18 protein-coding genes are annotated in these 25,496 nt (G+C 67.9%); 12 read left to right on the forward strand and 6 right to left on the reverse strand.

From position 1 onward, the window contains the following. The first annotated feature begins 112 nt into the window (after window positions 1–112). The 5 genes from B8V81_RS02090 to B8V81_RS02110 all read left to right on the forward strand — a co-directional run bounded on the left by B8V81_RS02090 (window position 113) and on the right by B8V81_RS02110 (window position 3,678). Entirely contained in the window at window positions 113–736 is a 624-nt protein-coding gene (locus B8V81_RS02090; protein ID WP_043111310.1) for a TetR/AcrR family transcriptional regulator, read from the forward strand. 141 nt (window positions 737–877) lie between these two features. Beyond that, entirely contained in the window at window positions 878–1,750 is an 873-nt protein-coding gene (locus tag B8V81_RS02095) for a transporter substrate-binding domain-containing protein (RefSeq protein WP_028598893.1), read from the forward strand. A gap of 41 nt (window positions 1,751–1,791) precedes the next feature. Further along, entirely contained in the window at window positions 1,792–2,436 is a 645-nt protein-coding gene (locus tag B8V81_RS02100; RefSeq protein WP_028598894.1) for an amino acid ABC transporter permease, read from the forward strand. Window positions 2,437–2,461: 25 nt separating this feature from the next. After that, window positions 2,462–3,211 (forward strand): amino acid ABC transporter ATP-binding protein, encoded by a 750-nt coding sequence (locus tag B8V81_RS02105; RefSeq protein WP_028598895.1) that lies wholly within the window; start codon window positions 2,462–2,464, stop codon window positions 3,209–3,211. 44 nt (window positions 3,212–3,255) lie between these two features. Further along, window positions 3,256–3,678, forward strand: a complete 423-nt coding sequence (locus B8V81_RS02110) for an OsmC family protein (protein ID WP_028598896.1) — start codon at window positions 3,256–3,258, stop codon at window positions 3,676–3,678. 71 nt (window positions 3,679–3,749) lie between these two features. Here the strand turns inward: B8V81_RS02110 and B8V81_RS02115 are convergent, their stop codons facing one another. Together B8V81_RS02115 and B8V81_RS02120 are read right to left on the reverse strand one after the other, a co-directional pair. Next, a complete protein-coding gene (locus B8V81_RS02115; protein WP_028598897.1) occupies window positions 3,750–3,938 on the reverse strand; it encodes a hypothetical protein in 189 nt (62 codons plus the stop codon). Between the two features lie 79 nt (window positions 3,939–4,017). Then, window positions 4,018–4,869, reverse strand: coding sequence for a phosphotransferase enzyme family protein (locus tag B8V81_RS02120; protein ID WP_028598898.1), 852 nt, complete (start codon window positions 4,867–4,869; stop codon window positions 4,018–4,020). Window positions 4,870–5,029: 160 nt separating this feature from the next. Between B8V81_RS02120 and B8V81_RS02125 the strand changes: the two genes are divergently transcribed. After that, window positions 5,030–5,293: a hypothetical protein gene (locus B8V81_RS02125; RefSeq protein ID WP_028598899.1), complete on the forward strand. Its 264-nt coding sequence runs from the start codon at window positions 5,030–5,032 to the stop codon at window positions 5,291–5,293. 21 nt (window positions 5,294–5,314) lie between these two features. Next, entirely contained in the window at window positions 5,315–6,166 is an 852-nt protein-coding gene (gene yidC, locus B8V81_RS02130) for a membrane protein insertase YidC (RefSeq protein ID WP_052333224.1), read from the forward strand. Between the two features lie 124 nt (window positions 6,167–6,290). On the opposite strand, the gene B8V81_RS02135 is transcribed toward yidC, so the two are convergent. Together B8V81_RS02135 and B8V81_RS02140 are read right to left on the reverse strand one after the other, a co-directional pair. Continuing rightward, window positions 6,291–6,746: a hypothetical protein gene (locus B8V81_RS02135; RefSeq protein WP_028598900.1), complete on the reverse strand. Its 456-nt coding sequence runs from the start codon at window positions 6,744–6,746 to the stop codon at window positions 6,291–6,293. Between the two features lie 474 nt (window positions 6,747–7,220). Beyond that, window positions 7,221–7,991, reverse strand: coding sequence for an ABC transporter ATP-binding protein (locus B8V81_RS02140; protein ID WP_043111311.1), 771 nt, complete (start codon window positions 7,989–7,991; stop codon window positions 7,221–7,223). A 161-nt stretch (window positions 7,992–8,152) separates the two neighbouring features. On the opposite strand from B8V81_RS02140, the gene B8V81_RS02145 reads away from it, so the two are divergent. Continuing rightward, entirely contained in the window at window positions 8,153–11,404 is a 3,252-nt protein-coding gene (locus B8V81_RS02145) for a choice-of-anchor I family protein (protein ID WP_052333225.1), read from the forward strand. Between the two features lie 897 nt (window positions 11,405–12,301). Here B8V81_RS02145 and B8V81_RS02150 read toward each other — a convergent pair. Next, entirely contained in the window at window positions 12,302–13,027 is a 726-nt protein-coding gene (locus B8V81_RS02150) for a helix-turn-helix transcriptional regulator (protein ID WP_228551922.1), read from the reverse strand. A 181-nt stretch (window positions 13,028–13,208) separates the two neighbouring features. Next, the gene (locus B8V81_RS02155) at window positions 13,209–18,674 is read right to left on the reverse strand and encodes a DEAD/DEAH box helicase (protein WP_101807580.1); all 5,466 of its coding nucleotides are present in this window, start codon (window positions 18,672–18,674) and stop codon (window positions 13,209–13,211) included. Window positions 18,675–18,892: 218 nt separating this feature from the next. Between B8V81_RS02155 and B8V81_RS02160 the strand changes: the two genes are divergently transcribed. The 4 genes from B8V81_RS02160 (at window position 18,893) to B8V81_RS02175 (ending at window position 25,254) form a co-directional block, all read left to right on the forward strand. Continuing rightward, window positions 18,893–20,392 carry a stalk domain-containing protein gene (locus B8V81_RS02160; RefSeq protein ID WP_101807581.1) on the forward strand — a complete coding sequence of 500 codons (1,500 nt, stop codon included), beginning with the start codon at window positions 18,893–18,895 and terminating at the stop codon, window positions 20,390–20,392. A 524-nt stretch (window positions 20,393–20,916) separates the two neighbouring features. Continuing rightward, the gene (locus B8V81_RS02165; RefSeq protein WP_280522964.1) at window positions 20,917–22,836 is read left to right on the forward strand and encodes an ABC transporter ATP-binding protein; all 1,920 of its coding nucleotides are present in this window, start codon (window positions 20,917–20,919) and stop codon (window positions 22,834–22,836) included. A 191-nt stretch (window positions 22,837–23,027) separates the two neighbouring features. Then, a complete protein-coding gene (locus B8V81_RS02170) occupies window positions 23,028–23,936 on the forward strand; it encodes a winged helix-turn-helix domain-containing protein (protein WP_180968355.1) in 909 nt (302 codons plus the stop codon). Window positions 23,937–24,192: 256 nt separating this feature from the next. Continuing rightward, window positions 24,193–25,254 carry an oxidoreductase gene (locus B8V81_RS02175; protein ID WP_101807583.1) on the forward strand — a complete coding sequence of 354 codons (1,062 nt, stop codon included), beginning with the start codon at window positions 24,193–24,195 and terminating at the stop codon, window positions 25,252–25,254. Window positions 25,255–25,496: the final 242 nt, after the last annotated feature.

Raw genomic sequence — 25,496 nt, forward strand, 5'->3', positions numbered from 1 at the left:
ATTGAGGAAACTCAGTCGCGTCTTTTTTTTGTTGCGCTTGACAATAACCCACTTAGTCGATAGGATTTAAATATCAACTGACTGACGAGTCAATCGGGGGGGCGGGAGCAGGATGTCGACCAGCGTGGAGACGGAGCGGCGCCGGCAGCTGATGGCTTGCGCGCTGCAGCGGTTCGCCCGGCATGGCTACCATGCGGCCAAGATTTCCGACATCGTCGCCGATGCGGGCGTCGCGCAGGGCACGTTTTACTGGCATTTCAAAAGCAAGGAAGCGGTCGCGCTGGAGATCGTCGCCGAAGGGCGACGCCAGCTGACCGAGGTGATCGCGCAAGGCTACCGCCGCAGCGGCGGCACGGTGCCGGACATGGTGCGGGCGTCGGAGCAGCTGTTCGCGGATCTGTACCGGTTCGCGGAAGGCAACCGCGAGTGGATGGAGCTGCTGCTCGGCGGGCTGCAGGGCAGCGAGATGGTGTCCGCGGCGATCGCGGAGACGAGGCTGTCGCTGGAGCAGGCGTTCGTCGCCAACATCGAGCGGGCGGTGGAGCTCGGCATGCTGCCGGGAGACATCGACGCGGCGCTGCGGGCGGCGATGCTGATGAGCCTCGTCGAGGGACTGATCGGGCGCTGGCTGCTGTCGCCGCGCCTGCCCGGCAGCGGCGTCGCCGGCCGAACGGCCGAGCAGCTCGCCGCCGAGACCGCGAGATTCGAGTTTTACGGCTTGCCGGGGGGCGCCTAGCCGTCTGGCAGGCGCGCTCGCGCTGCGGCTGGCCGAGCGGAGCGCGCGGGCCGTCCGGCGGGCGGGCGCATGATTCCGGCGCTGTCGGAAAGCTTATAGAGAAAAGGGTATCCAATCTTACCTGACTATGGGAGTGTGTGAATGATGAACAAATGGACCAAGAAGCTCGGGCTGATCGCCCTCATCTCGACGACCGCCTTGCTGGCGGCATGCGGAGGCGCGAACGGCAATGCTCCGGCGGCCTCGCCGGCTCCGTCCGCGAGCCCAGGCGCGGAGCAGCCGGCCGCAGAGGGCGGCCAGCTCGCCGACATCAAGAAAGCCGGCGTGCTCAAGGTCGGCCTGATGGGCACGTACGCGCCGTATAATTTCCTGAACGACAACAAGGAGATCGACGGCTTCGACGCCGACATCGCCAAGGAGATCGCGAAGCGCCTCGGCGTGCAGGCGGAGTTCGCGCCGCAGGAGTTCTCGGGCCTCATCCCGAGCCTGCAGGCCAAAAAGATCGACGTCATCATCAGCCAGGTGACGATTACCGACGAGCGCAAGAAGGCGATCGACTTCTCGCAGCCGTACATCACGAATCAGGTGAAGGTCATCGTGCAGGAGAAGAACGATGCGATTACGAAGCTGGCGGACTTCAAGGGCCATAAGATCGGCGTCGGCCTCGGCACGAACGACGAGACGTACCTGCGCACGACCGTGCTGCCGGAAGTCGGCGACTTCGAGATCAAGACGTACGACGACGTCATCACGACGCTGCAGGATCTGAACGCCGGCCGCATCGACGCGACGATCAACAACCTGTACGCGCTGAAGCCGGTCGTCGAGAAGAACGGCTTCCAGATCAAGGCGGTCGGCGAGCCGATCAAGTCCGACCGCGCCGGCGTCGCGCTGCGCAAGGACAACCCCGACCTGCTCGCGGCGATCGACGAGGCGCTGACGGGCATCAAGGAAGACGGGACGTACAAGACGATCTTCGTCAAATGGTTCGGCGAGGAGCCGCCGGCGGAATGACGGACGGCGGCAGCCGGCTCGCGAGGGGAGACTGAAGCCATATGGATCTGGTGTTCGACAACGCCGGCTTCCTGCTCCGGGGCGCGTATTATACGCTGCTCATCACGCTGCTGTCGATGTTCTTCGGCCTCTTGATCGGCCTCGCCGTCGCCCTCATGCGGCTGCGGGGGCCGTGGCCGCTGCGGGCGCTCGCCCGCGGCTACGTCTCGGTCATCCGGGGGACGCCGGCGCTCGTGCAGATCGTCATCGTCTACTACGGCCTGGTCGATTACGGCATCACGCTCGGGCCGATCACGGCGGCCGTCATCGCGCTCAGCATCAACGTCGGCGCGTTCCTGTCGGAGACGTTCCGCGGAGCGATCCAGGCGGTGCCCAAAGGCCAGCTCGAGGCGGCCTACGCGTCCGGCATGACGACGTGGCAGGCGATGCGGCGCATCATCCTTCCGCAGGCGGCGCGCATCGCGCTGCCGCCGATGGGCAACACTTTTGTCGGCATGCTGAAGGAGACGTCGCTCGTCTCGGTCATCACGGTGACCGAGCTGCTGCGCTCGGCGCAACTGCTGATCGCCCAGTATTACGTGAACATGCCGTTCTACATCGGCATCGCCGTCATGTACTGGGTCATGAGCACGGCGTTCACGACGCTGCTGCATGCGATGGAGCGCCGGCTGGCGCGGGCGTACTGAAGAGACAGCGGAGGAAGGGATCGACATGATCGAGGCGCGGGAGCTGGTGAAGCAGTTCGGGTCGCAGCGCGTGCTGGACGGAGTCGGACTGAAGGTGGAAGAAGGAGAGATCGTCGTGCTGCTCGGCCCGAGCGGCTCCGGCAAGAGCACGCTGCTGCGCTGCCTGAACGGGCTGGAGACGATGAGCTCCGGCTCCGTGGAGGTGGCGGGCGTCGCCGTCGATGCCGGCATGAAGCCGCGCGAGCGGGAGGCGCGGTTCCGCAGCATCCGGCAGCGGACCGGCATGGTGTTCCAGCAGTTCAACCTGTATCCGCACAAGACGGCGCTCGGCAACGTCACGGAGGCGCTGCGCGTCGTGCGCGGCATGGCGGCTGCGGAGGCCGACCGGATCGGCGAGCGGCTGCTCGCGCGGGTCGGCCTGTCGGACAAGCGCGACGCCTATCCGTCGCGGCTGTCGGGCGGCCAGCAGCAGCGCGTGGCGATCGCGCGGGCGCTGGCGACGGAGCCGTCCGTCCTGCTGTTCGACGAGCCGACGTCGGCGCTCGATCCGGAGCTTGTCGGCGAGGTGCTCGCCGTCATGCGGGAGCTGGCGCGCGAGGGCATGACGATGGTCGTCGTCACGCATGAGATGAAGTTCGCGCGCGAGGCGGCGAGCCGCGTCGTCTTCCTGGACGGCGGCCGCATCGTGGAGGAGGCCGCCCCGGCAGCCTTCTTCGCGGCGCCGCGCAGCGAGCGGGCGCAGCGGTTCATCCGGCAGCTGCAAGGAGAGCGCTGAAGGCGCGAGGCACGACCTAATTTAGCGAAAGAAGGCGGATCGACGTGATCGTAACGACAACCTGGCAGGGAAAACGCGCGTTTACCTCCGAGGGGGATTCCGGCTATGCGATCGGCATGGACGCCACGCCCGCCTACGGCGGCGAGGGCAAGGGAGCGACGCCGATGGAGCTGCTGCTGGCCGGCCTGGCCGGCTGCATCGGCATCGACGTGACGATGATCCTCGACCACTTCCTGGATCAGATCGACCGGCTCGACATCGTGGCCGACGGGACGCGCAAGACGGAGACGCCGAGCGGCTTCACGCATATCGCGCTCACGTTCCACGTCGACGGCCGGATCCCGGACTACCGGATCTGGAAGGCGATCGAGCTCGGCAGCAAGAAGTATTGCGCCGTCTCCGACTCGCTCAAGGCCGAGATCGACTATCGGCTCGTGCTGAACGGAGAGCCGCAGACGCGGCCATGAACGAACGATAAAGGGGCAGCCTCCACCGCATCCAGCGGAGGGGCTGCCCCTTTTTCGATTGGCGCATCCGCTCAATGCAGATACGTATAGATGTACGTCTTGCCGCACATATGGCGCTCATCGGCGTCATAGACGCGGATGCGCAGCAGCTCGCTCACCGTCAGCGAGTGCAGGTAGGCGTTCAGCTCCGATTGGCGGCGGAACACCAGCTCCTGCGGTTCCTTCTCGCCGCCGGCATAGCGCAGAGTCCAGGTCGACATGCTCGTTCCCTCCACGTTCGCTTCGTTCGCCTTCCGGCGAAGGGCTCGTTTTCATTGTTTCCTTTTTGGCAGGGGCTAATCAGGAGGCGGGGGCGGGCTGCCGCGGACCGAGCCGCCGCAGCTCGCGCTGGACGAGCTTGTGCAGCAGCAGCTTCTCCTCCGGCGGCAGCTCCTCGCAGAGCCGGGCGGCGGCCAGCGGCAGCATCCACGCCTCCAGCTCCGCGGCCTCCAGACCGCTGAGCCGCAAGTAGGAGCGGCGGTATTGGCGCAGCAGCAGCGAGCGGACCGCTTCGAAAAGGAAGCCCGAGAGACGGGACAGCTCCGCCGGCAGCGCCGCCGTCCGCAGCAGCAGCACGGTGCGGGCCGCGTCGGCGGCCGGATGGCCGTAGACGGCCGTCATCCAGTCGATGACCCACAGCTTGCCGCCTTTGCCCAGCAGCACGTTGCCGGGATGAAAATCGCCGTGCAGCAGCTGGCGGCCGGCCGGGAGCCTATGGAGAGCCGCTATGGCGGCCGCCTTTTCCGGCTCGGCGAGCAATGGCGCGGCCTGGATGCGCCGGCTCAGCCAGTCGATCTGGCTGGGCAGGCCGGAGTCCGGGCCGGCGCCCTTGGTGTGGATGTCGACATGCAGCCGGGCCAGCGCGGCTCCGCTGGAGGCGATGCGCCAAGGCTGGCGGAACAGGACGGCGAGCATCGACCGGCCCTCGATCCGCTGGAAGGCGATCGCCGGCCGGCCTTGCCACTCCGACAGGAAAAGGGCCCTCGGCACGGGCAGTCCGGCCGAGGCGGCGAAGCGGGCTGCCGTCATCTCTTGCTCGGCGGCGAGACGGGGGATGTTTTCCTTGAACCATTTCAGAATCTGGTCGGGGCCATAGCTGCATATCTGAGCGGTACGGCCTTGGGCCGCGACTGGACCTGGAGCATGTTCCATGATGTCGGCTCACTCCGTTCTAGGGTTGTGCCTCATGCATTCCTTTCCTCATTCTGCAAGCGGTGCCAAAAATCCTGCCGGGGCCGCGCATCGCATGCGGCTGGCGTGGACTGGCGCGCTGTGGTACGCTGGGTTCAGATGAAGCGGAGGAGGTGAGATCATGCTGGACATGCATGAGCTGCTGTCTTGGATCTGGTCGATCGGCTTGGCCTGCTCGGCCGCGTATTATTACATGGCGTGGCTGCATTCCGGATCGCGCAGCGCTTCCCTGCTGCCTGCGGCGGCCGTGCTCGGCGCTCCTAGCGTGATCCGGCCCGCTGCCGCCAGCCGTCCGATCAGCCACAGGCTGATCCGGCTGAGGAAGCGCAAGGAATCGCCCGATGACGACGCCTCCGCCTGCCTGTCCCTTGTCGCTGTCGCTTAGACAACACAAGGGAGGATCACTATGTTTGCCATGATTCCGAAGCCGAGGCTCGGAGCATTCGCCAAGGGCGCGCTTGCGGCGATCGCCCTGCTGCTGCTCGCCGGCTGCGGCGCGCACGGCTCCATTGATGCCGATACGCCAGGGATGTTCAACCACTACGTCGTTTTTCCGCTGAGCTGGCTGCTGCGCGTTCTGGCAGGGGGGCTGCACGATAATTACGGCATCGCGCTCATCCTCGTGACGCTGCTCGTGCGGCTCGCGCTCATGCCGCTCATGCTGCGGCAGTACCGCGGCCAGCAGGTGATGAAGGGCAAGATGAAGCGCATGCAGCCGGAGCTCGAGGCGCTCAAGGCGCGCCATGCGGGCGGGGACAAGACGCCGGAGTCGATGCAGAAGCAGCAGAAGGAAATGATGGAGCTGTACAGCAAGCACGGCTACAACCCGCTCGCGATCGGCTGCCTGCCGCTGCTCATCCAGCTGCCGATCCTGACGGGGCTCTACTATGCGATCCGCATGAGTCCAGAGCTGTCGAGCCACAGCTTCCTCTGGTTCCAGCTCGGCCAGCCGGACCTCGTCCTGCCGCTGCTCGCGGCGGCCGTCTACTTCGTGCAGGCGAAGCTGTCGCAGCGGGGCATGGAGCAGACCGACATGCAGAAGCAGATGGCCTGGATGGTCTACCTGTCGCCGGTCATGATGGGGCTGTTCTCGTTCACCGCTCCCGCGGCGCTGCCGCTCTACTGGACGGCGGGCGGCCTGATCCTCATCGTGCAGACGCTGCTGGGGCAGCGGCTGTACCGGCATCTGGCCGAGGGCGAGGAGCCTGCGGCTCCCGCCGGACGCGCGCGCGGCGCCGCCGCCAAAGGCGTCCGCTGACGCCCCTCGGCAGCAGCTGCGACATGAAAAAGAGCCTTTCCGACCGCCGCTGGCGACATGAAAAAAGCCTTTCCGACCGCCAACGGCGGCTGGAAAGGCTTTTTGGCGCGGCCTGGGCCGAAAGCTACACGTTGACCTCGATCGGCTCGTCCTTTCCCTTGAGCTTCACCCGCATGTACTCCACGTTCTGCGAGCTGCCGAGATTGACGTTCTTGGAGTCGAACTCGATCTCGTCCTGCACTTCAAGGCGACCTCCGTCCTCGACGGTTTGGCCGATCGTCTTGCGCAGCGAGCGGTCGGGATCGTTCAGCAGCAGGTTGCTCTTGAGGACGGGCTCGACCCATTCGACGTCCTGCGCCGAGCCGCTGACATTTTCGAGCGTGACGCGGTAGGTGAGCTTTTTCCAGTTGGCCTTTCCGGGCATGATATCGAGACCTTCGCTGGCGACGCGGGACTTCCAGCCGTCGGTCACGGGAGAGGTGAAATTGCAGCCGCCGAGCAGCAGCGTGGAAAGCAGGGCGAGCAGCGCGAGCAGCTTCATCGAACGGACGGCCGGACGGCGATCCAGCGAGGTGTTCATCGGGCGACAGCTCCTTGTACGCGAAAGTCGGGCAGCCGCGGAAGGCGGCCCTTTCCTCCATTGTAGAGAACGGCGGCTGCCGGGGCAAAGGACATTCCGTGACAATTGCGGCTGCGCCTGTCCGATTGACTGGCGGTGCCGGGAGAAAGCGGCTCTCCTGGCATAGCCTTCCCGGGCGAGGCAGGTTTCATGAGCGGCACGGGGAAACCCGGCGCGCCGGCCCGACGAGGGAGTCGGGAGTGCCTTGGATAGCGGAAATCCAGCGCATCGGCCCGACGAGGGAGTCGAAAGTGCCTTGGCTAGCTGAAAACCGGCGCATCGGCTCGACGAGGGAGTCGAGAGTGCCCTGGATAGCGGAACTCCGGCGCGTCGGCCCGACGAGGGAGTCGGGAGTGCCTTGGATAGCGGAAACCTGGCGCATCGGCTCGACGAGGGAGTGGAGAGTGCCTGAACTCTTCGAGCCTGCGCCCGACCTTACAGAGCCCGCACGTACACTCTCCCGCCATGCGTCTCCGCGGCGACCGGCGCCTCGAAAAACTCCGTCAGCGTCTGCGAGTCGAGCACGTCGGCCACCGGCCCGCTGCGGAAAATCTGCCCCCGGCGCAGCAGCAGCGCATGGCCGAGCTCCGGCACGATCTCCTCGGTATGATGCGTGACGTAGATCAGTGTTGGCGCATCGGGCCGGCGGGCCAGCTCTGAGATGCTTTCGAGCAGCCGCTCGCGCGAGAACAGGTCGAGCCCGTTGCACGGCTCGTCGAGGATGAGCACCCGCGGCGAAGCCATGAGGGCGCGCGCGACGAGCAGCTTCTGCTTTTCGCCCTGCGAGCAGGTGCCGTACTCCCGGTCCCATAGATGGGAGCATCCGAGCGCCTCCATATGCTCCCGGGCTCGCGTCTCGTCCCCCTCGGATACATCGTCGTACAGCCCGATCGTCGCATGGATGCCGCTCAGGACGACGTATTGGGCGCGGTCGGTCTTGTACAGCTTGTCCTGCAAAGAATTGCTCACCCATCCGATCGACTTGCGCAGCTCGCGCAGATCGACCTCGCCGTACTTGCGCCCGAGCACGGACACCTCGCCCGACGTCGGCCAGATGTAGCCGCAGACGATGTTCAGCAGCGTCGTCTTGCCGGAGCCGTTCAGGCCGAGCAGCGCCCAGTGCTCGCCGGGCCGCACGCGCCAGCTGACATCGTCGAGCAGCGTCCGATTCTCTCTTTTCCACGTCACATGCTTCAGCTCGATCATGATGATCCCTCCCGATTCAATTGACCTGTATATCGTTCTATTCTAAAGGATTTTCCTGCAGCGGACCTATACAAAATCTTTAAAATTCGCTGACGAGGCCTTTACATCGCCTTGATATGCTCGCTAGCAGGACAGCCAAGCTGACGAGGGGGACAAACAAGATGAACAGGAAGAAGCGGAACTGGATGCGCGCGGCAGGACTCGGACTGAGCCTGACGACCGCGGCGGCCGGACTGGTGCCGGCAGCGGGCCTGGGAACGGCCGCTGCGGCGACGGAGGAGCAGGCGGCGGTCGCGGCCGTTTCGGCGACGACGTCAGAGACGATGTCTCAGCAGGTGTACGCCGATGCCTTCGCCATGACCAAGATCGGCGAGTACCGCGTCGGCATGGCGAGCGAGGACGGCGGCGTGGCCGAGATCGTGAAGTACAACCGCGACAACGGACGGTTCTACGTCGTGAACGGCTCCGCCACTCCGCCGAGCCTCGACATTGTCGAGCTGAAGGCGGGCACGATGCAGCTTCAGCGCAAGCTCGACGTCAAGCAGCTGGCTGAGGCCGAGGCCGGCTTCGCCTTCGGCGACCTGACGAGCGTCGACATCAATGTGGCGGCGAAGCGCGTGTTCGTCGCCGTGCAGGCGGCAGGCGCGAACGACGCGGGCCGGGTGCTGGAGCTCGATTACGAGGGCAATCTGGTGAAGGCGTATCCGGCAGGCAAGCAGCCGGACATGGTGAAGTCGACGCCGGATGGCCGGTACGTGCTGACCGCCGATGAGGGCGAGCCGCGCGGCGGCGCCGGCACGCCCGATCCGGAGGGCAGCGTCACGATCGTCGATCGCAGCACGGGCACGTCGCGGCAGATCGGCTTCGGCGACGCGAGCGTCATCGACGACCGCGTCCATATCCGCGGGGCTGTCGACGGCAGCGGCCAGATCGTCGGCAAAGGACCGAAGTCCAAAGCGGCGACCGATCTGGAGCCGGAGTACATCGCGCTGTCGAAGGACGGAAAGACCGCGTATGTCTCGCTGCAGGAAAACAACGCCGTCGCCGAGCTCGACATCGAAGCGGGACGCTTTACGGCGGTGCGCGGCCTTGGTCTTAAGGATCTGAGGCTGCCCGCGAACGCGCTCGACCTCGACGGCAAGGACAAGCAGTACAAGCCGGTGACGGCCGACGCCTACGGCGTCTACATGCCGGACGGCATCGCTTCGTACGAGGCGGGCGGCCGCATGTATCTGGTCACGGCCAACGAAGGCGACGCCACGGAATGGCCGGGCATGACGAACGCCTCCAAGGTGAAGTCGCTCAAGGACAAGCTGGCGCCGGGCTCGGCCGCGGCGGCGTTTTTCGGAGCGACCAAGGCGTATGACGACGTCGAGGCGATGAGCGACTGGGGCACGGACGCCATCTATCTGTACGGCGGCCGGTCGTTCTCGATCTGGGACGCGGCGGAGCTGAAGCAGGTGTACGACAGCGGCAACGCGTTCGAGGCGATTACCGCCTCGCGGCTGCCGGACTATTTCAACGCCTCCAACACGAATAAGAAGTTCGATTCCCGAAGCACGAAAAAAGGACCGGAGCCCGAGGACGTGCGGATCGGCCATGTCGGCGAGCGCACGCTTGCCTTTACCGGCCTCGAGCGCATCGGCGGCGTCATGGCGTATGACGTGACTTCTCCGGCGGAAGCCCGGTTCGTCAGCTACGTCAATACGCGGGACTTCAGCGAAAGCGGGGGCGAAAACGCGATGAACACCGATTCCGCGCCAGAGGGGCTCGAGTTCATTGCCGCGGCGGACAGCCCGACGGGACAGCCGCTGCTGCTCGTCGCCCATGAAGTGAGCGGCACGGTCGCCCTTCTGCAGCTGGAGACGACGCGCGTAGAGCTGGCCAGGCAGGAGCTGGCCTTGACGGCTGGCGAGGCGGCGGTGCAGCTGGAGGCGAAAGCGGTGCCCGGAGCGGGAGCCCCGACGGTTACTGCGCTGACCTATTCGTCCAGCCGGCCGGATATCGCCTCGGTCGATGCGGCCGGCAAGGTGAAGCCGCTCCAGGCTGGCAGCGCGGTCATCCGCGTCGTCAGCGCCGACGGCTACGGCGTCGCCGAGCTGAGCGTGACGGTGAAGGCGGCGGCAGAGCCGAGCGTCTCGCCGACTCCGACGCCAAGCGCAACGCCTACGCCAACGCCGACGCCGGGCGGTGGCGGGGGCGGCGTCGTGCCGACGTCGAGCCCGAGCGTCTCGCCAAGCCCGACGCCATCTCCTGCGGCTGTGCAGGTGAGCGTGAGCGGCGGCGTCGCGAGCGGCGTGCTGGAGCAGGCGGCAGGCACGGACGGCTTCGCCGAATTCGGCGCGGCCGGTCTGGAGCAGGCGCTGGAGCGGCTGAGCGCGGCTGGAGCGGCCCGGCGCGAGCTGGAGCTGCGCGCGGCAGCCGGCTCGGCGGACGCGGCCGGACTGCGGCTGACGGCTGATGCGGCCGCAAGGCTGGCGGCGGCAGGCTTAGAGCGCGTGACGCTGAGCGCGGCGGGACTGGCTTCCGCCGAGTGGAGCGGCGAGGCGTTCGCCGCGGCGGTGCGTGCCGCCGGAGGCGGCGCATGGTCGCTGGAGGCGAAGGGCGGCAGCGGCGCGGTGAGCGTGACGGTCATCGCCGCCGGCAAGGAGCTGCGCGGAGCGGACGCCGCAGCGGTGCGGCTGAGCCTGCCTTACGCGCCGTCGACCGTGGAAGCGAAGCGGCCGGAAGCGATCGTGGCGCTCGATGCGGCGGGCCGGCCGATTATCCGCAGCTCGTATCGGGATGGCCGGCTGATCCTGGCCGGCAGCGGCTCGGGCTCGTACCGGATCGCATTTGAAGCTGCGGCCTATGGCGATACCGCCGGCAAGTACATGGAAGCCCCGGCCGCGTTCCTGACGGCCCGCGGCATCGTGCAAGGCACGGCAGCCGGCGTCTTCTCGCCGCAGCGGACGCTGACCCGCGCCGATCTCGCGGTCATGCTGAGCCGCCTGGCGGGAGCGGACAGCGGCGCCGGAGCGGCAGCCGGCGGCAGCGGATTCGCGGACGTGCCGCGCGGCGCCTATTATGCGCCGGCAGTCGCTTGGGCGGCGGCCGAAGGCATCGCGGGCGGCACCGGCGGCGGACGCTTCGAGCCGCTCGCGCCGGTGACGCGCGAGCAGCTGGCCGTGATGCTCTCGCGCTTCGCGGGCAGCGCCGGCTGGGAGCTGCCGTCCGTCGGAGCGAGCGCCTTCGCGGATGCGGCCTCCATCTCGCCGTTTGCACGCGAGGCGGTGGACGTCTTGGCCGGGGCCGGCATCGTGAGCGGGCGTCCGGGCGCGGACGGCCAGGCGCGCTTCGCGCCGCAAGCGTCCGCCACGCGCGGCGAAGCGGCGGCGATGCTCGCGATGTTCGTGCAGGCTTCCTTCCTCTAGAGGTTACTGGGTTTATCCGGCTGTACGGCATGAGCCGGCTGCAGCCGGAAAAAATCGGGCTGCAGCTGTCGTAGAGAGCTTGAAGCTGGCTGGAACCGGAAAAAATCGGGTTGCAGCTGTCGCGGAGCGCTCGAAGCCGGCTGGAACCGGAAGAAATCGGGTTGCAGCTGTCGTAGAGAGCTTGAAGCCGGCTGGAGCCGGAAGAAATCGGGTTGCAGCTGTCGTAGAGAGCTCGGAGCCGGCTGGAGCCGGAAGAAATCGGGTTGCAGCTGTCGTAGAGAGCTTGAAGCCGGCTGTAGCCGGAAATAATCGGGTTGCAGAAACGATGGCTTGAAAACGGATCGGCCAATATGTCGGAAAGCGAATCCGGGCATGTGAAAAGGATGTTCTTTGTCGAATCAATCGACAGGGAACATCCTTTCTCATATAAAGAAAGTCTTTCTTCCTTCGCAGGTTGCCGAGATTAGGGTGCGGATACGAACAGGTGAGGCCGTAACCCGATTACGGGTTGCGGCCTTGGCATTGCGTAAGGACTTCGAAGAGACCCAGAGTCCGTCTCGCATCCATTCGGGTAGACGAGGCGATGTTGCTGCGGCGGAGAGGACGCTCGTCAGTGCCAAATTTACTACTGGTGGAGGCCTTGCGGCAGAAATGGAGCCCGTCAGTGGCAAATTTACCACTGGTGGAGGCATTGCGGCGGAAATGGAGCCCGCCAGTGCCCAATTTACCACTAGCAGAGGCGCTGCGGCGCAGCATGCGTCTGTGCGATCGGATAACCAGCAAGGGCAGCATGCGTCTGTGCGATCGGATAATCACCAGGGCAGCATGCGGCTGCATGCAGACCGCCTGTACGGCCTGCATGCAGCTGCGCGAGCGGACCGCCCAGCCTTATCCCGCCTACCCCCGCATGCGCGAGAGGAACTGGTTCATGAGCAGCGGCAGCGAGATGAGGATCGGCGGATCGTCGGGGCGCGGCTCATACAGCAAGGCATGCTGAAAGGGCGCGGGCGAGGAAGGGCCGACCTCGATCGGCGAGCGGGCGCGGGTGCGCAGCGTCGTCTGCGGCAGCAGCATGTCCATCGCTCCCATCGCCCAGGAAAGCGTCGTCCCCATCAAATAGTAGGTGCCGGGCCGGACGCCGGTGAACCGAAAGGCGCCGGGCCGCGGCAGCAGCGTCCCGTGGATCGGCATGCCCTCCGGAATCGGCTTGGCGAACAGGCCGATCAGGACGAAGCCGTCAAAAGGCAGGACGGGCTCGACGAATCCGCTCACCTCCGACCAGACCGGGGAGGACGACGCCTGGATCGTCGGATCGTCCCAGCTGTCCAGCGCCTGCAGCCGGCGGGCCTGATCGCCGACAGCGGAGCGGGACTGGCGGAACTCGGACGGCGTCAGCCCGACCCGCTGGGTGAAGCGAGTCGTGAACGTGCCGAGGCTCTGCTGCCCGATCTCGAGGCTGATGTCGCGGATCGTGTACTCGGTTTTGAGCAGCAGGTCCTTGGCCCGGCTGAGCCGCAGCGAGGAGACGTAGTAGAGCGGCGTCAGCCCGGTGCGCTCCTTGAACAGGCGGGCGAAATGAGAAGGGCTGTACGAGATATGCTTGGCCAAACGCTCCAGGGGCATAGGGTCGAACAAATTGCCTTGGATATAGTCGATGACTTGATCCAGCTCATCTTGCGGCACGAGGCTCCTCCTTTGTCCGAAGCCGCGCATGGCGGACCTGCAGCCTCGGTCGAGAACATTTGTTCCTATTCTAGTCGATCTGGATGCGATTGGCAAGACTGGGTTTCGGATCCGGCTCCTCTCAGCGCCTCGCGCTGAGCTGGCTTTTCCACAGCACGAAGCGGTGCCGGTCGCGCTCCGCTCCGAGTCCGCGCAGCGCCTCGGCTGCCGGCGTCTCGTCCACCGGGCGGCCGTTCCACTGCTCGACGGCGATCTTGGCCAGCCCCTGGCGGGCGGCGATCGACGCGAGCGCCTGCTGCAGCGATGCGGCCGCAGGCGCTTCGTCCCGCGCCTCTCCCTTCGGGCCGAGGCTGCGGATGCGGCGGCCGTTGCTTTCCACCCAGAAGCGCCACTCTCCGTCCTCCAGGACGAGGAAGTTGCCGGGCTTGCGGGCGAAGCCGCCGTCGCCGTCCCCGGGCCAGTCGGCCAGCAGGCCGAACGGATTGGCCGGATCGGCCGCGCTCAGCACGGTCAGGCCGTCCTCCTCGCCGGGCAGCGGCTGGCGCAGCGACTCGGCGATCTCCCGCGTCGTGAACTGCATCGCCGGGACGCCTTCGATGAGCTGTCCGCGCACGAGCACGCCCCATTCCTCGAGCCGCTTGAGCGCCGGCAGCAGCTCGTCCCAGGCGCATGGCGACATCGCGGCCGCCAGGTCGCGCGACACGATGCCGTAGACGTCGAGCAGCCGGTCGATCCAGCGCAGCGCCGGCGATCCGTCCTGCGGGAGAGAGCCTGCGGCGGGCGCGGCGCCGTCCCCATGATGCGCATTGGAGGCGGACGGCCCTGAACGAAGAGCCGGCAAGCCGCTCTCCGTGCTCGCGCTTGGCTCGGCCGCGCTCCGCTTCGCCAGTCCCGTGCTTGCCGCGGCTTGCGGCCTATGCGAACCGCTGTCCTGCGGCGGACGCAGCGAGCCGGTCCAGAACCAGCGGCCGAGCCCGGAGCCGCCCCAGGCGCCCCGGCCGGAACGGGAGCCGCGCGAGCGGGAGGCCGAAGACGGGCCGCGCAGCGGGGCGAACTGGTCGTTCGATACTTGGCCTTGCCAGACGAGCTCGAGCAGCTCGGCCTGCACCTCGGACGGCTGGCGGCCGAGCTCGCGGGCGAGCGGGGCGAGGAACATCGCGCCGCCGCGCTTCAGGCGCTCCAGCAGCTGCGGATGGGCGGGCCGCGCATCCTCCTGCGGCAGCCAGGAGGCGATCAGATCGCGCGATTCCGGGAGGAAGAAGGCGATCTTGCCTTCCTTTTCCCCGTCGCCCTGGCGTCCGAGCCACAGCACCTCGCCGGAGGCGCAGAGCAGGTCGAGCTCCTCGGGCCGGTAGGAGGCGAGCCGCGACGGCAGCAGGAACGACTCCCAGTACGACAGCGGGAAAAAGAAGCCCTGCAGCTGCTCCAGCACCCGCAGCAGGCCGTGCTCTCCTTGCAGCTGCGTGCCTTGGAGCGCATGCTGCCGGCCGGCGAGGAGACGGCACCAGCGGACGGCGTCCGCCGCCTCGCTGCGGCCGCGCGCCGCCTGCACGGACAGCCGGACGACGCGCGCGGCGGTCAGCGCCGACGTGTAGAGGAGCTCGTCCTCCTCGGCGAAAGGCGCGAGCTGGATGCGGTCCGCCTCCAGCAGCCGCGGAATCAGGCTCCGCGCGCCGTCCGCGCCGAGCGCCGGATAGCGGGCGGCCAGCTCCTCCGGCGTGAAGGCGAGCCGGCCGGCGATCCAGCGCTCGACGACGAAGGACGCGGCGTCGTCCTCCTGCGGGAAGCGGCCGTACAGCTCGGCCTCGTCCGCGCAGATGAAGCGGCCCGCTAGCCCGCCGCCCGGCTCGTAGCCGGCGACGCGCCGCTGCTGCCGCAGCTGGCGCAGCCAGCCGGCTGCCGAGGGATCGGCATCGGCTGCGCCCAGCAGCTCCGCCTCGGTCAGATCGCCCCGCTGCTTGAGCAGCCGGTAGAGCTCGTCCGCGCTGCCCGGGGCGCCTGCGGCAGGCGTCTCGAGACGCCGGCGCTCCGCTTCGAGCACCTGCGGATCGACGGCTCCGCGCAGCGCTTCCTGGCCGAACAGCTCGCCGGCGAGCTCGCGGCTCATCTGCAGCAGCTGCGCCTGGACGGCGCGGTCGAGGCCGTCGCCCTCGTAGATGCGCATGTTGACGTAGTCGGCGGCGAACTGCGAGGCGAGCGGGGACGGCAGGTCGCGGTAATGGACGGCCATCGCGATCCGGCCTTCCTGCATCTGGCCGAGCAGCTCCTTCAGGCGCGGCTCGTCGAGATAGTCCCGCAGGCATTCGCGCATCGCCTCGCCGAGATAGGGGAAGCGGTCCGCATAAGGAAGCGCGGCCCGCAGCAGCTCCTCCCCGCGCAAGCGGAGCTGCCACATCGGCGTGCGGCCGAAGCTGCGCTTCAGCAGCAGCGACGTCTCGGCGATGCGCCGAAACGCTACGGCGAGCAACGGCGAGCCGGGCAGCGCCTCGACGAGCAGCTCCCGCAGGTTGTCCGGCGTCACGGAACGGACTGCCTGCAGCCAGGACGGATCCCACTCCGGCAGCACGAACTCGATGCCGTTGTCCTTGGCGTTGCCGTACAGGCGATGGGGCAGGCTCGTCTCGAACTTCCGCTCGATCGCCAGCTGCAAGGTGCGGTTCACTCGGCGGCCCCAGGCGTTGTGGATGACGATATGGGTCTGGCCGGCGATGTCCTTGTACACCTCCACCGCCAGCCGCGCGGCGGTCGGGACGACGCCGGTCGCCCGCTGCGCGCGCACGAGGGAGACGAGGCTGCGCGCAGCCCGGTCGTCGAGGCGGTACGGCTCCTGCAGGTCGCGGATGACCGCTTCCTCCGCCGCGCTGAAAGGGGCGTCCGATTCGTCGGCGTTCGTCGGAGCGAGCGGAGCCCCGTCGCCGGATGCCGACGGCTTGGGGCGGGCAGGCTCGGACTCCGGGCCGTCGGGCAATGCCGGGGCCGCTCCAACGCGAGCCGCGTCGAATGACATTTCCGAGGGAGCTTCATGGGAAGCCGCATCGGCCGCAAGGATGGTCGGCGCCGCATCGCGAGCATCGGCCGGGGCGGGCGCTCCAACGCGAGCCGCGTCGAATGACGATGCCGAGGGAGCTTCACTGGAAGCCGCATCTGCGGCCTCCAGCCGCTCCATCAGCTCCGTCCAGAGCTGTGCGACGCGTTCGCCGAGCCGGTAGGAGCGGGAGCCGGCCTCGTTGCGCCAGAACGGAATCTCGCTGAAGCGGTTGCCCGTTTCTTTGACATAGACGCGGTCCTTGCTGATGCTCGAGATCATCCAGGAGCTCGTGCCGAGCTGGAACACGTCGCCGACGCGGCTCTCCTGCACGAACTCCTCGTCCAGCTCTCCGACATGGGAGCGGCTGTCGGCGTGGTGCACGGGATAGGCTCCGCTCTGCGGGATTGTGCCGGCTCCCGTCACGGCGGCCATGCGGCTGTTCGGGCGCGGGCCGACGGCGTTCGCCTCGCGGTCCCATTCCAGCAGCGGGCGGGCGAACGGGTACAGTCCGGCCAGCACCGCGAGCATGTCGAGCAGCCGCTGGCGCGGAAAAGCCCGGTAGCTGTCGCTGCCGAGGATGAGCCGGTACATCTCCTCGACCGGAACCGTGTCGAGGGAGGCGATCGCCACCGCCTGCTGCGACAGCACGTCGAGCGCGTGACGCGGCACCTCGATCGGGTCGATGTCCCGCTCGGCGATCATGCGCGCGAGCACCGCGATCTCCGGCAGGACGCCGCGCTGGCGGGCCAGGATGATGCCGCGGCTCGCCTCGCCGACGCCGTGGCCGGCGCGCCCGATGCGCTGGATGCCTGCCGCCGCGGACAGCGGCGAGTCGAGCTGCACGACGAGGTCGACGTGGCCGACGTCGATGCCGAGCTCGAGCGAGGAGGTGGCGACGATGCAGCGGAGACGGCCTTCCTTGAGCAGGCGCTCCACCTCGAGCCGCCGCCCCCGGTCCATGCTGCCGTGATGGGCGCGGCACATTTCCTGGCCGGTGTAGTCGTTGAGGCGCAGGCACAGCCGCTCCGCCATGCGGCGGCTGTTGACGAACACGAGCACGGAGCGGCAGCCCTCCATCAGCTGCAGCAGCCGGTCCATGATCGGGAACCAGACGGAGTCGCGGCTGCCGCCGAGCCGGACGCGCCCCGGCATCGTGACGAGGACGTCCATCGTCTTGGCCATCGCGCTTTCGATGATGGCGACCGGACGGGGAACATAGCCGAGCGGATGGGCAGGCAGCGGCTCGGCTTGGGCGGATGCCTCCTCGGCAAGGGGGCCGATCGGCGCTGGAGCCGCGTCGTGGAGAACCGCCTGCGCATTCACCGCATTAGGGAGGCCTGCCTGCGCATTCGCCGCGTCGTGGAGAACCGTCTGCGCAGTCCCTGCGTCGGGAAGGCCCGCCCGTGCATTCGCCGTGTCGGGGATCCCCGCCAACGCATTCCCTCCATTGGGCGGATCCGCCTGCGCAGTCCCCGCGTCGATGAGATCCGCCGACTCTTCCGCCGCGAAGGCTTTCGGCGGCGCCCAGCCGCCGAGGAAGCGCGCGACGCGCTCCATCGGCTTTTGCGTCGCGGACAGTCCGATGCGTTGCAGCGGGCTTCCCCGCCAGGCTTCGAGCCGCTCGAGCGTCAGCGACAGGTGCGAGCCCCGCTTGTCCGCAGCCAGATCGTGGATCTCGTCGACGATGATCTGCTCGGCCGTCTGCAGCATGAGGCGTCCTTTGTCGGAGCCGAGCAGGATGAACAGCGATTCCGGCGTCGTCACGAGCACGTCGGGCGGACGGCGCAGCATCGCGGCGCGCTTTGAGGAGGGCGTGTCGCCGGTCCGGACGGCGCAAGTAATACCCGGCACTCCTTGGTGTGACCATTGTTCCATCCGCTCCGCGATCTGCGCGACGAACTCCGTCACATGGTCGTAGATGTCGTTGTTGAGCGCCTTCAGCGGCGTGACGTAGAGGACGCGCACGCCCGGCCGCCAGACGGAGGCGGCCTTGCCGGATCCGGCGGCTGGCGCAGAGTCGGATGCCGGTGCAAGGCCGGGAGCGGAGGCAGATTCGGATGCCGAAGCGGATCGGGGCGTAGGATCGACTCCGGGATCGGCTTCCGCAGCTGGCGCAGGCTTGGCTGCGGCGAGGCGACCCGCTCCGGCTCCATCCGGCGAAAAGGCGGCTTCCTTGGCCCGCAGCAAGCGGTCCAGGCAGGGGAGCAGCGCCGCAAGCGTCTTGCCGGAGCCCGTCGGCGCCGCGAGCAGCGTATGAGCGCCGCCGAGGATGGACGACCAGGCGCTGCGCTGCGCATCGGTCGGCGTCCCGAACGAGTCGGCGAACCAGCGGGCCAGCACGGGGTGAAACGGCTCGAGAGCCGGATCGAGGCTGTCCGCGCTCCGGGCCTTCCCCGGCGGGCGGTCTCCGGCGCCCCCGATGGCTTCCGCGCCCGCTTCGACGCCGTCGGCCGGGACTGCGCTTCCTTCATGGCGCCCGGACCGGCTTTTCGGACGAACGCCGGCTTCGGCTTGACGCCGATCCCGGCTCGGACCGCCCTTTTCTCCTGGAGCTTTCATGCTTGCCAAGCCTCCCTCGCACGCCGGATGGCGGCATTTTCCATTAGCATACACCATTGGCCGGGCCGTTGCCTGCTCCGCCGAAAAGAGCGGCTATCGCCATCCGGAGAGATTCCGTCCGTCCGCAACTCTATTAATCTCCCACTCGTCTAGAAGAGCAGGTAGAAAATTCCGGAAATCCGCTATCCCGCCGATCCGCCGAAGGAGGACCTCCATCCATGTCCGTAGTCCCGACCCGCCGTCTGACCGCCGCCGCGCTCGCCTCCGCCCTGCTGGCCGGAGCCGCACTGTCCGGCCCGGCCGGAGCAAGCGCTTCGCCGCTCGCTGCTCCAGTCGCTGCCGCCCCGGCCAAGCCGCTGCCGCCATTCGCTGGAGCGGCCGCCGCTGCGCCTTCGGCGAAGCTGTTCACGCTGGCGTCCAGCGTCCTGCCCGGCGCATCGTCCGCGACCGCCGCTCCGGCTCCGCTGGCGGCCAAGCTGTACGCTTCCGTGCCGCTGGCCGCGCCGGCGGCCGCCGTGCCGTACGCTGCCGCCGCCGCATCGGCGACGATTTTGCTCGACGGCTTCCCGCTCGCCTTTCCTGCCGCGCCGCAGCTCGTGAAAGGCACGACGATGGTGCCTTTCCGCGCCATCGCCGAAGCGTTGAACGTCCCGGTCGTCTGGGACGCCAAGGCCAAGACGGTCGCCGCGAACAAGCCGCTTGCGGACGGCAGCCGGCGCTCCGTGCTGCTGCGCGTCGGCAGCAAGCAGGCGCAGCTGGACGGCCAGGCGGCCGCGCTCGCCCAGGCTCCTGTGCAGAGCGGCGGCAGCGTGCTCGTGCCGCTGAGCTTTTTCAGCAGCGCCTTCGGCGCCCAGGTGAGCTGGGACGGCGCGGCCAAGACGGTCCGCATCCTGTCGCCGGCCGAACGCGTCTACGTCAAAGGCTATTATGCGATCAGCTCGTTCTCGCAGGTGAAGATGCTCGACCGCTTCGACTCGGTCGCCTTCGGCTGGGGGCGGATCGGCGAGGACGGCAAGCTGACGCTCAGCGGCAAAGACTTCTACTGGCCGAGCGCCAGCGGCGCCACGACGCCGGAGAGCATCGTCGCGGACGCGTCGGCGGCGGGGGTCAACACGCAGTTCATGGTGTTCGGCGCGGACGGGCGCGGGGAGCTGACCAAGCTGCTCGGCGATCCGGCGCTGCGGACGGAGGCGATCCAGGGCATCGTGTCGACCGCTTCGATCGGCGGCTTCCGCAGCATCGCGCTCGATTTCGAGGGGCTCGGACTGACGGGGGACAAGGCGGCGGCCAAGCAGTCGTTCACCCGCTTCGTCACCGACCTTCGGACCGCATCCCGGGCCGCAGGGCTCGGCTTGTCGCTGGCGCTCCACCCGCTCAACGGGGCGTTCGCCGGGTATGACTACAAGGCGCTGGCGCAGCAGTCGGACGAGATCGTCATCATGGCCTATGCGTACGAGGGGGAAAAAGGTCCGGAGCCGCTCGTCCGCGTGGACGAGGCGATCCGGCTGGCGCTAAAGGAAACCGACCGCAGCAAGCTGCTGCTCGGCATCTCGATGGGCAGCGAGACGGCGGTCTCGCTGCGCGGTCCGGCCGGGCTCGCCAAGCGCTACGGCCTCAAGGGCATCGCGCTCTGGCGGCTCGGCGCCGGCCTCGTCGACGCCAGCTCGCTCAAGGCGCTCGAAGGCACCGTGCAGCTGCGCAAGCCGGTGGAGGGCTGATCGGCTTTTGCGCTTCGTGCCGCTGGCGGAGCTTTCGGCTCCTCCCGATTGGTCGGTCGGAGCTTCTCGGACGTCGACCCGAGGCATGAGCCCAAGCTGCTGGCCAGCCTGGAATAGAGCGCGGCTTCGCCAGCCCGACAAAATCGGGTTGCAGGCGCATGAGGCCGCGGGAAAAAGGCCGCAGTCCGACAAAATCGGGTTGCAGCCACACGAAGCCGCGGGAAAAAGGCTGCAGCCCGATAAAATCGGGCTGCAGGCACACGAAGCCGCGGGAAAAAGGCTGCAGCCCGAGAAAATCGGGTTGCAGGCACACGAAGCCGCGGAAAAAAGCTTGCAGCCCGAAAAAATCGGGCTGCACCAAAGGCCCCTTTCGGAGCAGCTCACGCTGCCCCGAAAGGGGCCTTTGGCATGTCTGACGCACAGGCATGGAATGGACAAGCGTCTTGTGCCCATGCGTTGGCTAGCTTGTCTGAGCGTGCCGTATAATGTAGAGAACGGTTTTGCCCGTGAAAGGAGACCTCACCATGTCCGAATCGACTTCCGGAGCTTCGTCGCGCCGCATGGCGTCCAGCACCGCCGCCCCGGCTCCGGCACCTGGCCCCGCCACAGCCGAGCCCGCCGCCCCCGCTTCGCCACCGGGCCCCGCCACAGCCGAGCCCGCCGCCCCGGCTCCGCCACCGGGCTCCGCCACTACCGAGCCCGCCGCGCCGCGGGCCGGCTGGAGGGACTTCGTGCGGCTCATCGCCGAGACGAAGCCGCCGCGCGGGCTGTCCGCCGCCGCGCTGACGCTCAGCCTGCTGGCGACGGTCGCCGGCCTCGTCGTGCCGCTCGCGACGAAGCAGTTCATCGACGGCTTCAGCCTGAGCCGGCTGACGGGCGGGCATATCGCGCTGCTGGCCGTCTTTTTCCTGCTGCAGGCGGCCGGCGGAGCGTATTCGAGCTACCTGCTCGCGCGCATCGGCCAGCATGTCGTCGCCCGCCTGCGCGAGCGGCTCTGGCGCAAGCTGATGGCGCTGCCGGTGCCTTATTACGACCGCCACCAGACCGGCGAGACGGTCAGCCGCATGACGAGCGACACGCTCGTCGTGCGCGGGCTCATTACGGACCACCTCGTCGGCTTCGTCACCGGCCTTATCTCGGCAGCGGGCGCGCTCGTCCTGCTGCTGCTGCTCGACTGGCGGATGACGCTCATCCTGCTCGTCGCGATCCCGCTGCTCGCCGGCATCATGGTGCCGCTCGGCATCCGCATGAACCGCATCGCCAAGGCGACGCAGGACGAGACGGCGGGCTTTTCCGGCCATCTGAACAACGTCGTCTCCGAGGTGCGGCTCGTCAAGGCATCCGGAGCGGAGCAGCGGGAGCTGCGCGAGGGACTCGCGGGCATCCGCCGCCTGCAGGCGCTCGGCGTGCGCGAAGGAGCGACCGGCGCGCTCGTCGGCCCTTCGATCTCGCTGACGATCATGACGATGCTCGTCGTCATCATCGGCTACGGCGGCGTGCGCGTCTCCTCGGGCGCGATCACGGCGGGCGACCTCGTCGCCTTCATCCTGTACCTGATGCAGATCATCCTGCCGCTCAGCCAGGTCGCCGTCTTCTTCACCCAGTTCAACAAAGCGATGGGCGCGACCGAGCGCATCAACGGCATGCTCGCCGAGCCGGAGGAGCGGTTCGAGGAAGGGCTGGAGCTCGCGAGAGCGGACCGGCCGATCGTCGCGGAGGGCTTGTCCTTCGGCTACGCCGGGGGAGAGCCGATCCTGAAGGACCTCGGCTTCACGCTGCAGCCGGGGCAAGTGACGGCGATCGTCGGGCCGAGCGGTGGCGGAAAAACGACGCTGTTCTCGCTGCTCGAGCGCTACTACGAGCCGACATCAGGGAGGCTGCTGCTCGGCGGGCAGCCGATCGGCTCGTACTCGCTGGCCAGCTGGCGCGCGCGCATCGGCTACGTCGCGCAGGAAAGTCCGCTCATGGCCGGCACGATCCGCGACAACATGACGTACGGCATCGAGCGCGAGCCTTCTGCGGAGGAGCTGCGCGAGGCGGCCCGCCTCGCCTATGCCGACGAGTTCATCGACGCCTTGCCGGACGGCTACGACACGCAGGTCGGCGAGCGCGGCATCAAGCTGTCCGGCGGCCAGCGCCAGCGCATCGGCATCGCCCGGGCGCTGCTGCGCGCGCCGGACCTGCTGCTGCTCGACGAGGCGACGAGCGCGCTCGACAGCCAGTCGGAGATCGTCGTGCAGCAGGCGCTCGGCAACCTGATGGAGGGCCGGACGACGGTCGTCATCGCGCATCGCCTGTCGACGGTCGTGGATGCGGATCAGATCCTGTTCGTCGAAAAGGGCCGCATCACCGGGCGGGGCACGCATGAGGAGCTGCTTGCCTCGCATGCGCTGTACCGCGAGTTCGCCGAGCGGCAGCTGCGTACGCCCGCCGCCCCCGGTTGACCCTTTTTCAACAAGAATCTATACTTAGGGCAACGCCATCAGGCCGAGGAGGAAGGCCTGGGCACGGCATCTCGCCGGAAACCTGCCGAGGCGGCACGATCCGCCGAAAAAACAGAGAGACCCGGACCGCCGGGAAGGATAGAGAGGACTCATCCTCCGAAAGCGTCGGAGGGAGAGGGAGGAGAATGGATATGCCGATGATTTTCAGCGAGGAGGACCTGCAGCGGATCGCCGAGCCGCATCTGCACGGGTACGGAGCGGCAGTCGCGGAAGAGGCGCGGAGCGCGCTTGGCGGAGGCGCTTCCGGCATCGCCGAGGAGGCTCCGGCCGAAGCGGCGCGCGACGCGAGGGACGAGCGCGGGCCATTCCGCGAAGCCGCCGCCGAAGCGGCGCCTATCGTCTGCGCCTCGACCCGCCGCATCGTGCTCATCAGCCCGTATCCGAATCTGCTGCATGAGCTGATCCGCGACCTGTCGGCCGCCTGCTACGACGTGCTCGTGTTCCACCGCGTGGACGATCTCGTCCTGCACAGCCTGCAGGCGGACCTGTATCTGCTCGATGCCGGGGCGGCCAACGTGCTGAGCTCGGACCCGGGCTTCCGCACGTTCATCGCCGATCCCGCCAAGCGCCGCCGGGCGCTGGCGATCAAGCCGCAGCGGGGCCAGACGGCCTACGGAGGCAAGGCCGCCCGCCAGGCGGCGGAGTCGTGGCAGCTTGCCGCCGCCGCTCCGCATGAGATGCTCGAGCGCATCGGCCAGCATCTGCTGCGGGAGCGCTCTGCCCATGCGGCGGCGGACGAGGGGCTGCCGGGCTTCAAGGATCTCGTCGTCGACACGAAGCGCATGGCCGTCTTCCGCTCCGGCTCCCGGGTCGACCTGACCAAGACGGAGTACGAGCTGCTGCTTCACTTCATCCTGGCCGAAGGCGCGGTGCTGACGCGCGACCATCTCATGGAGGAGATCTGGGGGGCGGCCTTTTTCGGCAACAGCAACGTCGTCGACGTGCATGTCAAAAGCTTGCGGCGCAAGCTCGGCGACAGCGCCGTCAGCCCGAGCTACATCGAGACCGTGCGCGGCGTCGGCTACCGGCTCGCCGATTAGATCCGCGTGCGTCAGAACGGCCGTTTCCATGGAACCAAGGCATTCAGGGCGCCTTGATCCGCGGAAGCGGCTGTTTTTTTGCGGGAATCAGGAGGGTCTGCGCCCTGATCTTCGCCTCATCTCCGCCTCATCTGCGCCTGCCCCTCGTTTTCTCTCGCCGCAAGCCGGGTAATGAAGAGCACGACGATGGGCCGGCTGCGCGCGTGCCGCGGGGGCCTGAGCCCATGCCAGAAACGGAAGCGGAGGAGAAAGCCAGATGGGAATTCCAACGGGATTGATCGGCTACGGACTGTCGGGCGCGGTGTTCCATGCGCCGCTGATCGCGGCGGAGGAGGGGCTGACGCTGACCGGCGTCGTCACCTCGCAGAGGGAGAAGGTGCTGGAGGATTATCCGGAGGTGCAGGTGCACGACGATGTCGAGTCGCTACTCGCGAGCGGCGTCGAGCTCGTCGTCGTGGCGAGCCCGAACACCCTCCACTACGAGCATGCCCGCAGCGCGATTCTCGCCGGCAAGCATGTCGTCGTCGAGAAGCCTTTCACCAACACGTCGAAGGAAGCGGAGGAGCTGATCGCGCTCGCGCGCGAAAAGGGCGTTCGGCTGAGCGTATTCCACAACCGCCGCTGGGACAACGACTTCCTCACCGTCCAGCAGGTGCTCGCCTCCGGCGGCATCGGGCGGATCTCCGTCTACGAGGCGCATTATGACCGCTACGCGCCGGAGGTGGAGGTCGAGACGGCGTGGCGCGACCAGCGGCTGCCGGGCTCCGGCATCCTGTACGATCTCGGCTCGCATCTGATCGACCAGGCGGTGCAGCTGCTCGGCATGCCGGAGAGCATCTGGGCCGATCTGCGGTTGGACCGGGAGGGCGCGGTGACGGTCGACTATTTCCACCTCGTGCTCGGCTATCCGCAGTCGCGGGCGATTTTGCGCGCCGGCACGCTCGTGCGTCAGGCCGGTCCGCGCTACATGGTGCATGGGGAGCAGGGCAGCTACATCAAGTACGGGCTCGATCCGCAGGAGGAGCAGCTGAAAAGCGGCCGCCGCCCCGGCGACGAAGGCTGGGGCGCCGACAAGCCGGAATGCTACGGCGAGCTCACGACGGCCGTCGGCGAGCTGACCGTGCGCACGAAGGTCGATACGCTGCCCGGCCGCTACGAGGACTTTTACCGCGGCATCGCCGAGGCGATCCAAGGCGGCGCGGCGATGCCGGTGCCTCCGGAGGACGCGCTCGGCGTCATCCGCCTGATCGAGGCGGCGCGCCGCAGCGCCAAGGAGAAGCGCGTCATCGAGCTCGCCGAAGACGCGTCCATGGCTTGAGCCCAGGCGGCGCGGATGCGGCGGGCGTACGCCAGCACGGCTGCACGGCTGTGCGGCGCGCGGCGCTGCCTGGCGCCTAGCGCTGTTTTTATCCGGCAAGCTCTGCGGCTCGATCGCGCGGAAGCGAAAAAAGGGGCTGTCCCAAGGATCCCAAAACGGATCTCGGGGCAGCCCCTTTTGCATGCAGGCATGGCCAGCGGGAGCCGACAATGCCTTGACCCGGCGCGGGGATGGCCTTGCCC

Origin of the sequence: Paenibacillus pasadenensis (genome assembly GCF_002864175.1) — a bacterium.
Classification (GTDB): domain Bacteria; phylum Bacillota; class Bacilli; order Paenibacillales; family Paenibacillaceae; genus Paenibacillus_O; species Paenibacillus_O pasadenensis.

Excerpts from the sequence above, each read along its gene's own strand:
- B8V81_RS02090 (WP_043111310.1), top strand. The coding sequence starts at position 113 with ATGTCGACCAGCGTGGAGACGGAGCGGCGCCGGCAGCTGATGGCTTGC.
- B8V81_RS02095 (WP_028598893.1), top strand. The coding sequence starts at position 878 with ATGATGAACAAATGGACCAAGAAGCTCGGGCTGATCGCCCTCATCTCG.
- B8V81_RS02100 (WP_028598894.1), top strand. The coding sequence starts at position 1,792 with ATGGATCTGGTGTTCGACAACGCCGGCTTCCTGCTCCGGGGCGCGTAT.
- B8V81_RS02105 (WP_028598895.1), top strand. The coding sequence starts at position 2,462 with ATGATCGAGGCGCGGGAGCTGGTGAAGCAGTTCGGGTCGCAGCGCGTG.
- B8V81_RS02115 (WP_028598897.1), bottom strand. The coding sequence starts at position 3,938 with ATGTCGACCTGGACTCTGCGCTATGCCGGCGGCGAGAAGGAACCGCAG.
- B8V81_RS02120 (WP_028598898.1), bottom strand. The coding sequence starts at position 4,869 with ATGGAACATGCTCCAGGTCCAGTCGCGGCCCAAGGCCGTACCGCTCAG.
- B8V81_RS02125 (WP_028598899.1), top strand. The coding sequence starts at position 5,030 with ATGCTGGACATGCATGAGCTGCTGTCTTGGATCTGGTCGATCGGCTTG.
- yidC (WP_052333224.1), top strand. The coding sequence starts at position 5,315 with ATGTTTGCCATGATTCCGAAGCCGAGGCTCGGAGCATTCGCCAAGGGC.
- B8V81_RS02135 (WP_028598900.1), bottom strand. The coding sequence starts at position 6,746 with ATGAACACCTCGCTGGATCGCCGTCCGGCCGTCCGTTCGATGAAGCTG.
- B8V81_RS02140 (WP_043111311.1), bottom strand. The coding sequence starts at position 7,991 with ATGATCGAGCTGAAGCATGTGACGTGGAAAAGAGAGAATCGGACGCTG.
- B8V81_RS02145 (WP_052333225.1), top strand. The coding sequence starts at position 8,153 with ATGAACAGGAAGAAGCGGAACTGGATGCGCGCGGCAGGACTCGGACTG.
- B8V81_RS02150 (WP_228551922.1), bottom strand. The coding sequence starts at position 13,027 with ATGCCCCTGGAGCGTTTGGCCAAGCATATCTCGTACAGCCCTTCTCAT.
- B8V81_RS02155 (WP_101807580.1), bottom strand. The coding sequence starts at position 18,674 with ATGAAAGCTCCAGGAGAAAAGGGCGGTCCGAGCCGGGATCGGCGTCAA.
- B8V81_RS02160 (WP_101807581.1), top strand. The coding sequence starts at position 18,893 with ATGTCCGTAGTCCCGACCCGCCGTCTGACCGCCGCCGCGCTCGCCTCC.
- B8V81_RS02165 (WP_280522964.1), top strand. The coding sequence starts at position 20,917 with ATGTCCGAATCGACTTCCGGAGCTTCGTCGCGCCGCATGGCGTCCAGC.
- B8V81_RS02170 (WP_180968355.1), top strand. The coding sequence starts at position 23,028 with ATGCCGATGATTTTCAGCGAGGAGGACCTGCAGCGGATCGCCGAGCCG.
- B8V81_RS02175 (WP_101807583.1), top strand. The coding sequence starts at position 24,193 with ATGGGAATTCCAACGGGATTGATCGGCTACGGACTGTCGGGCGCGGTG.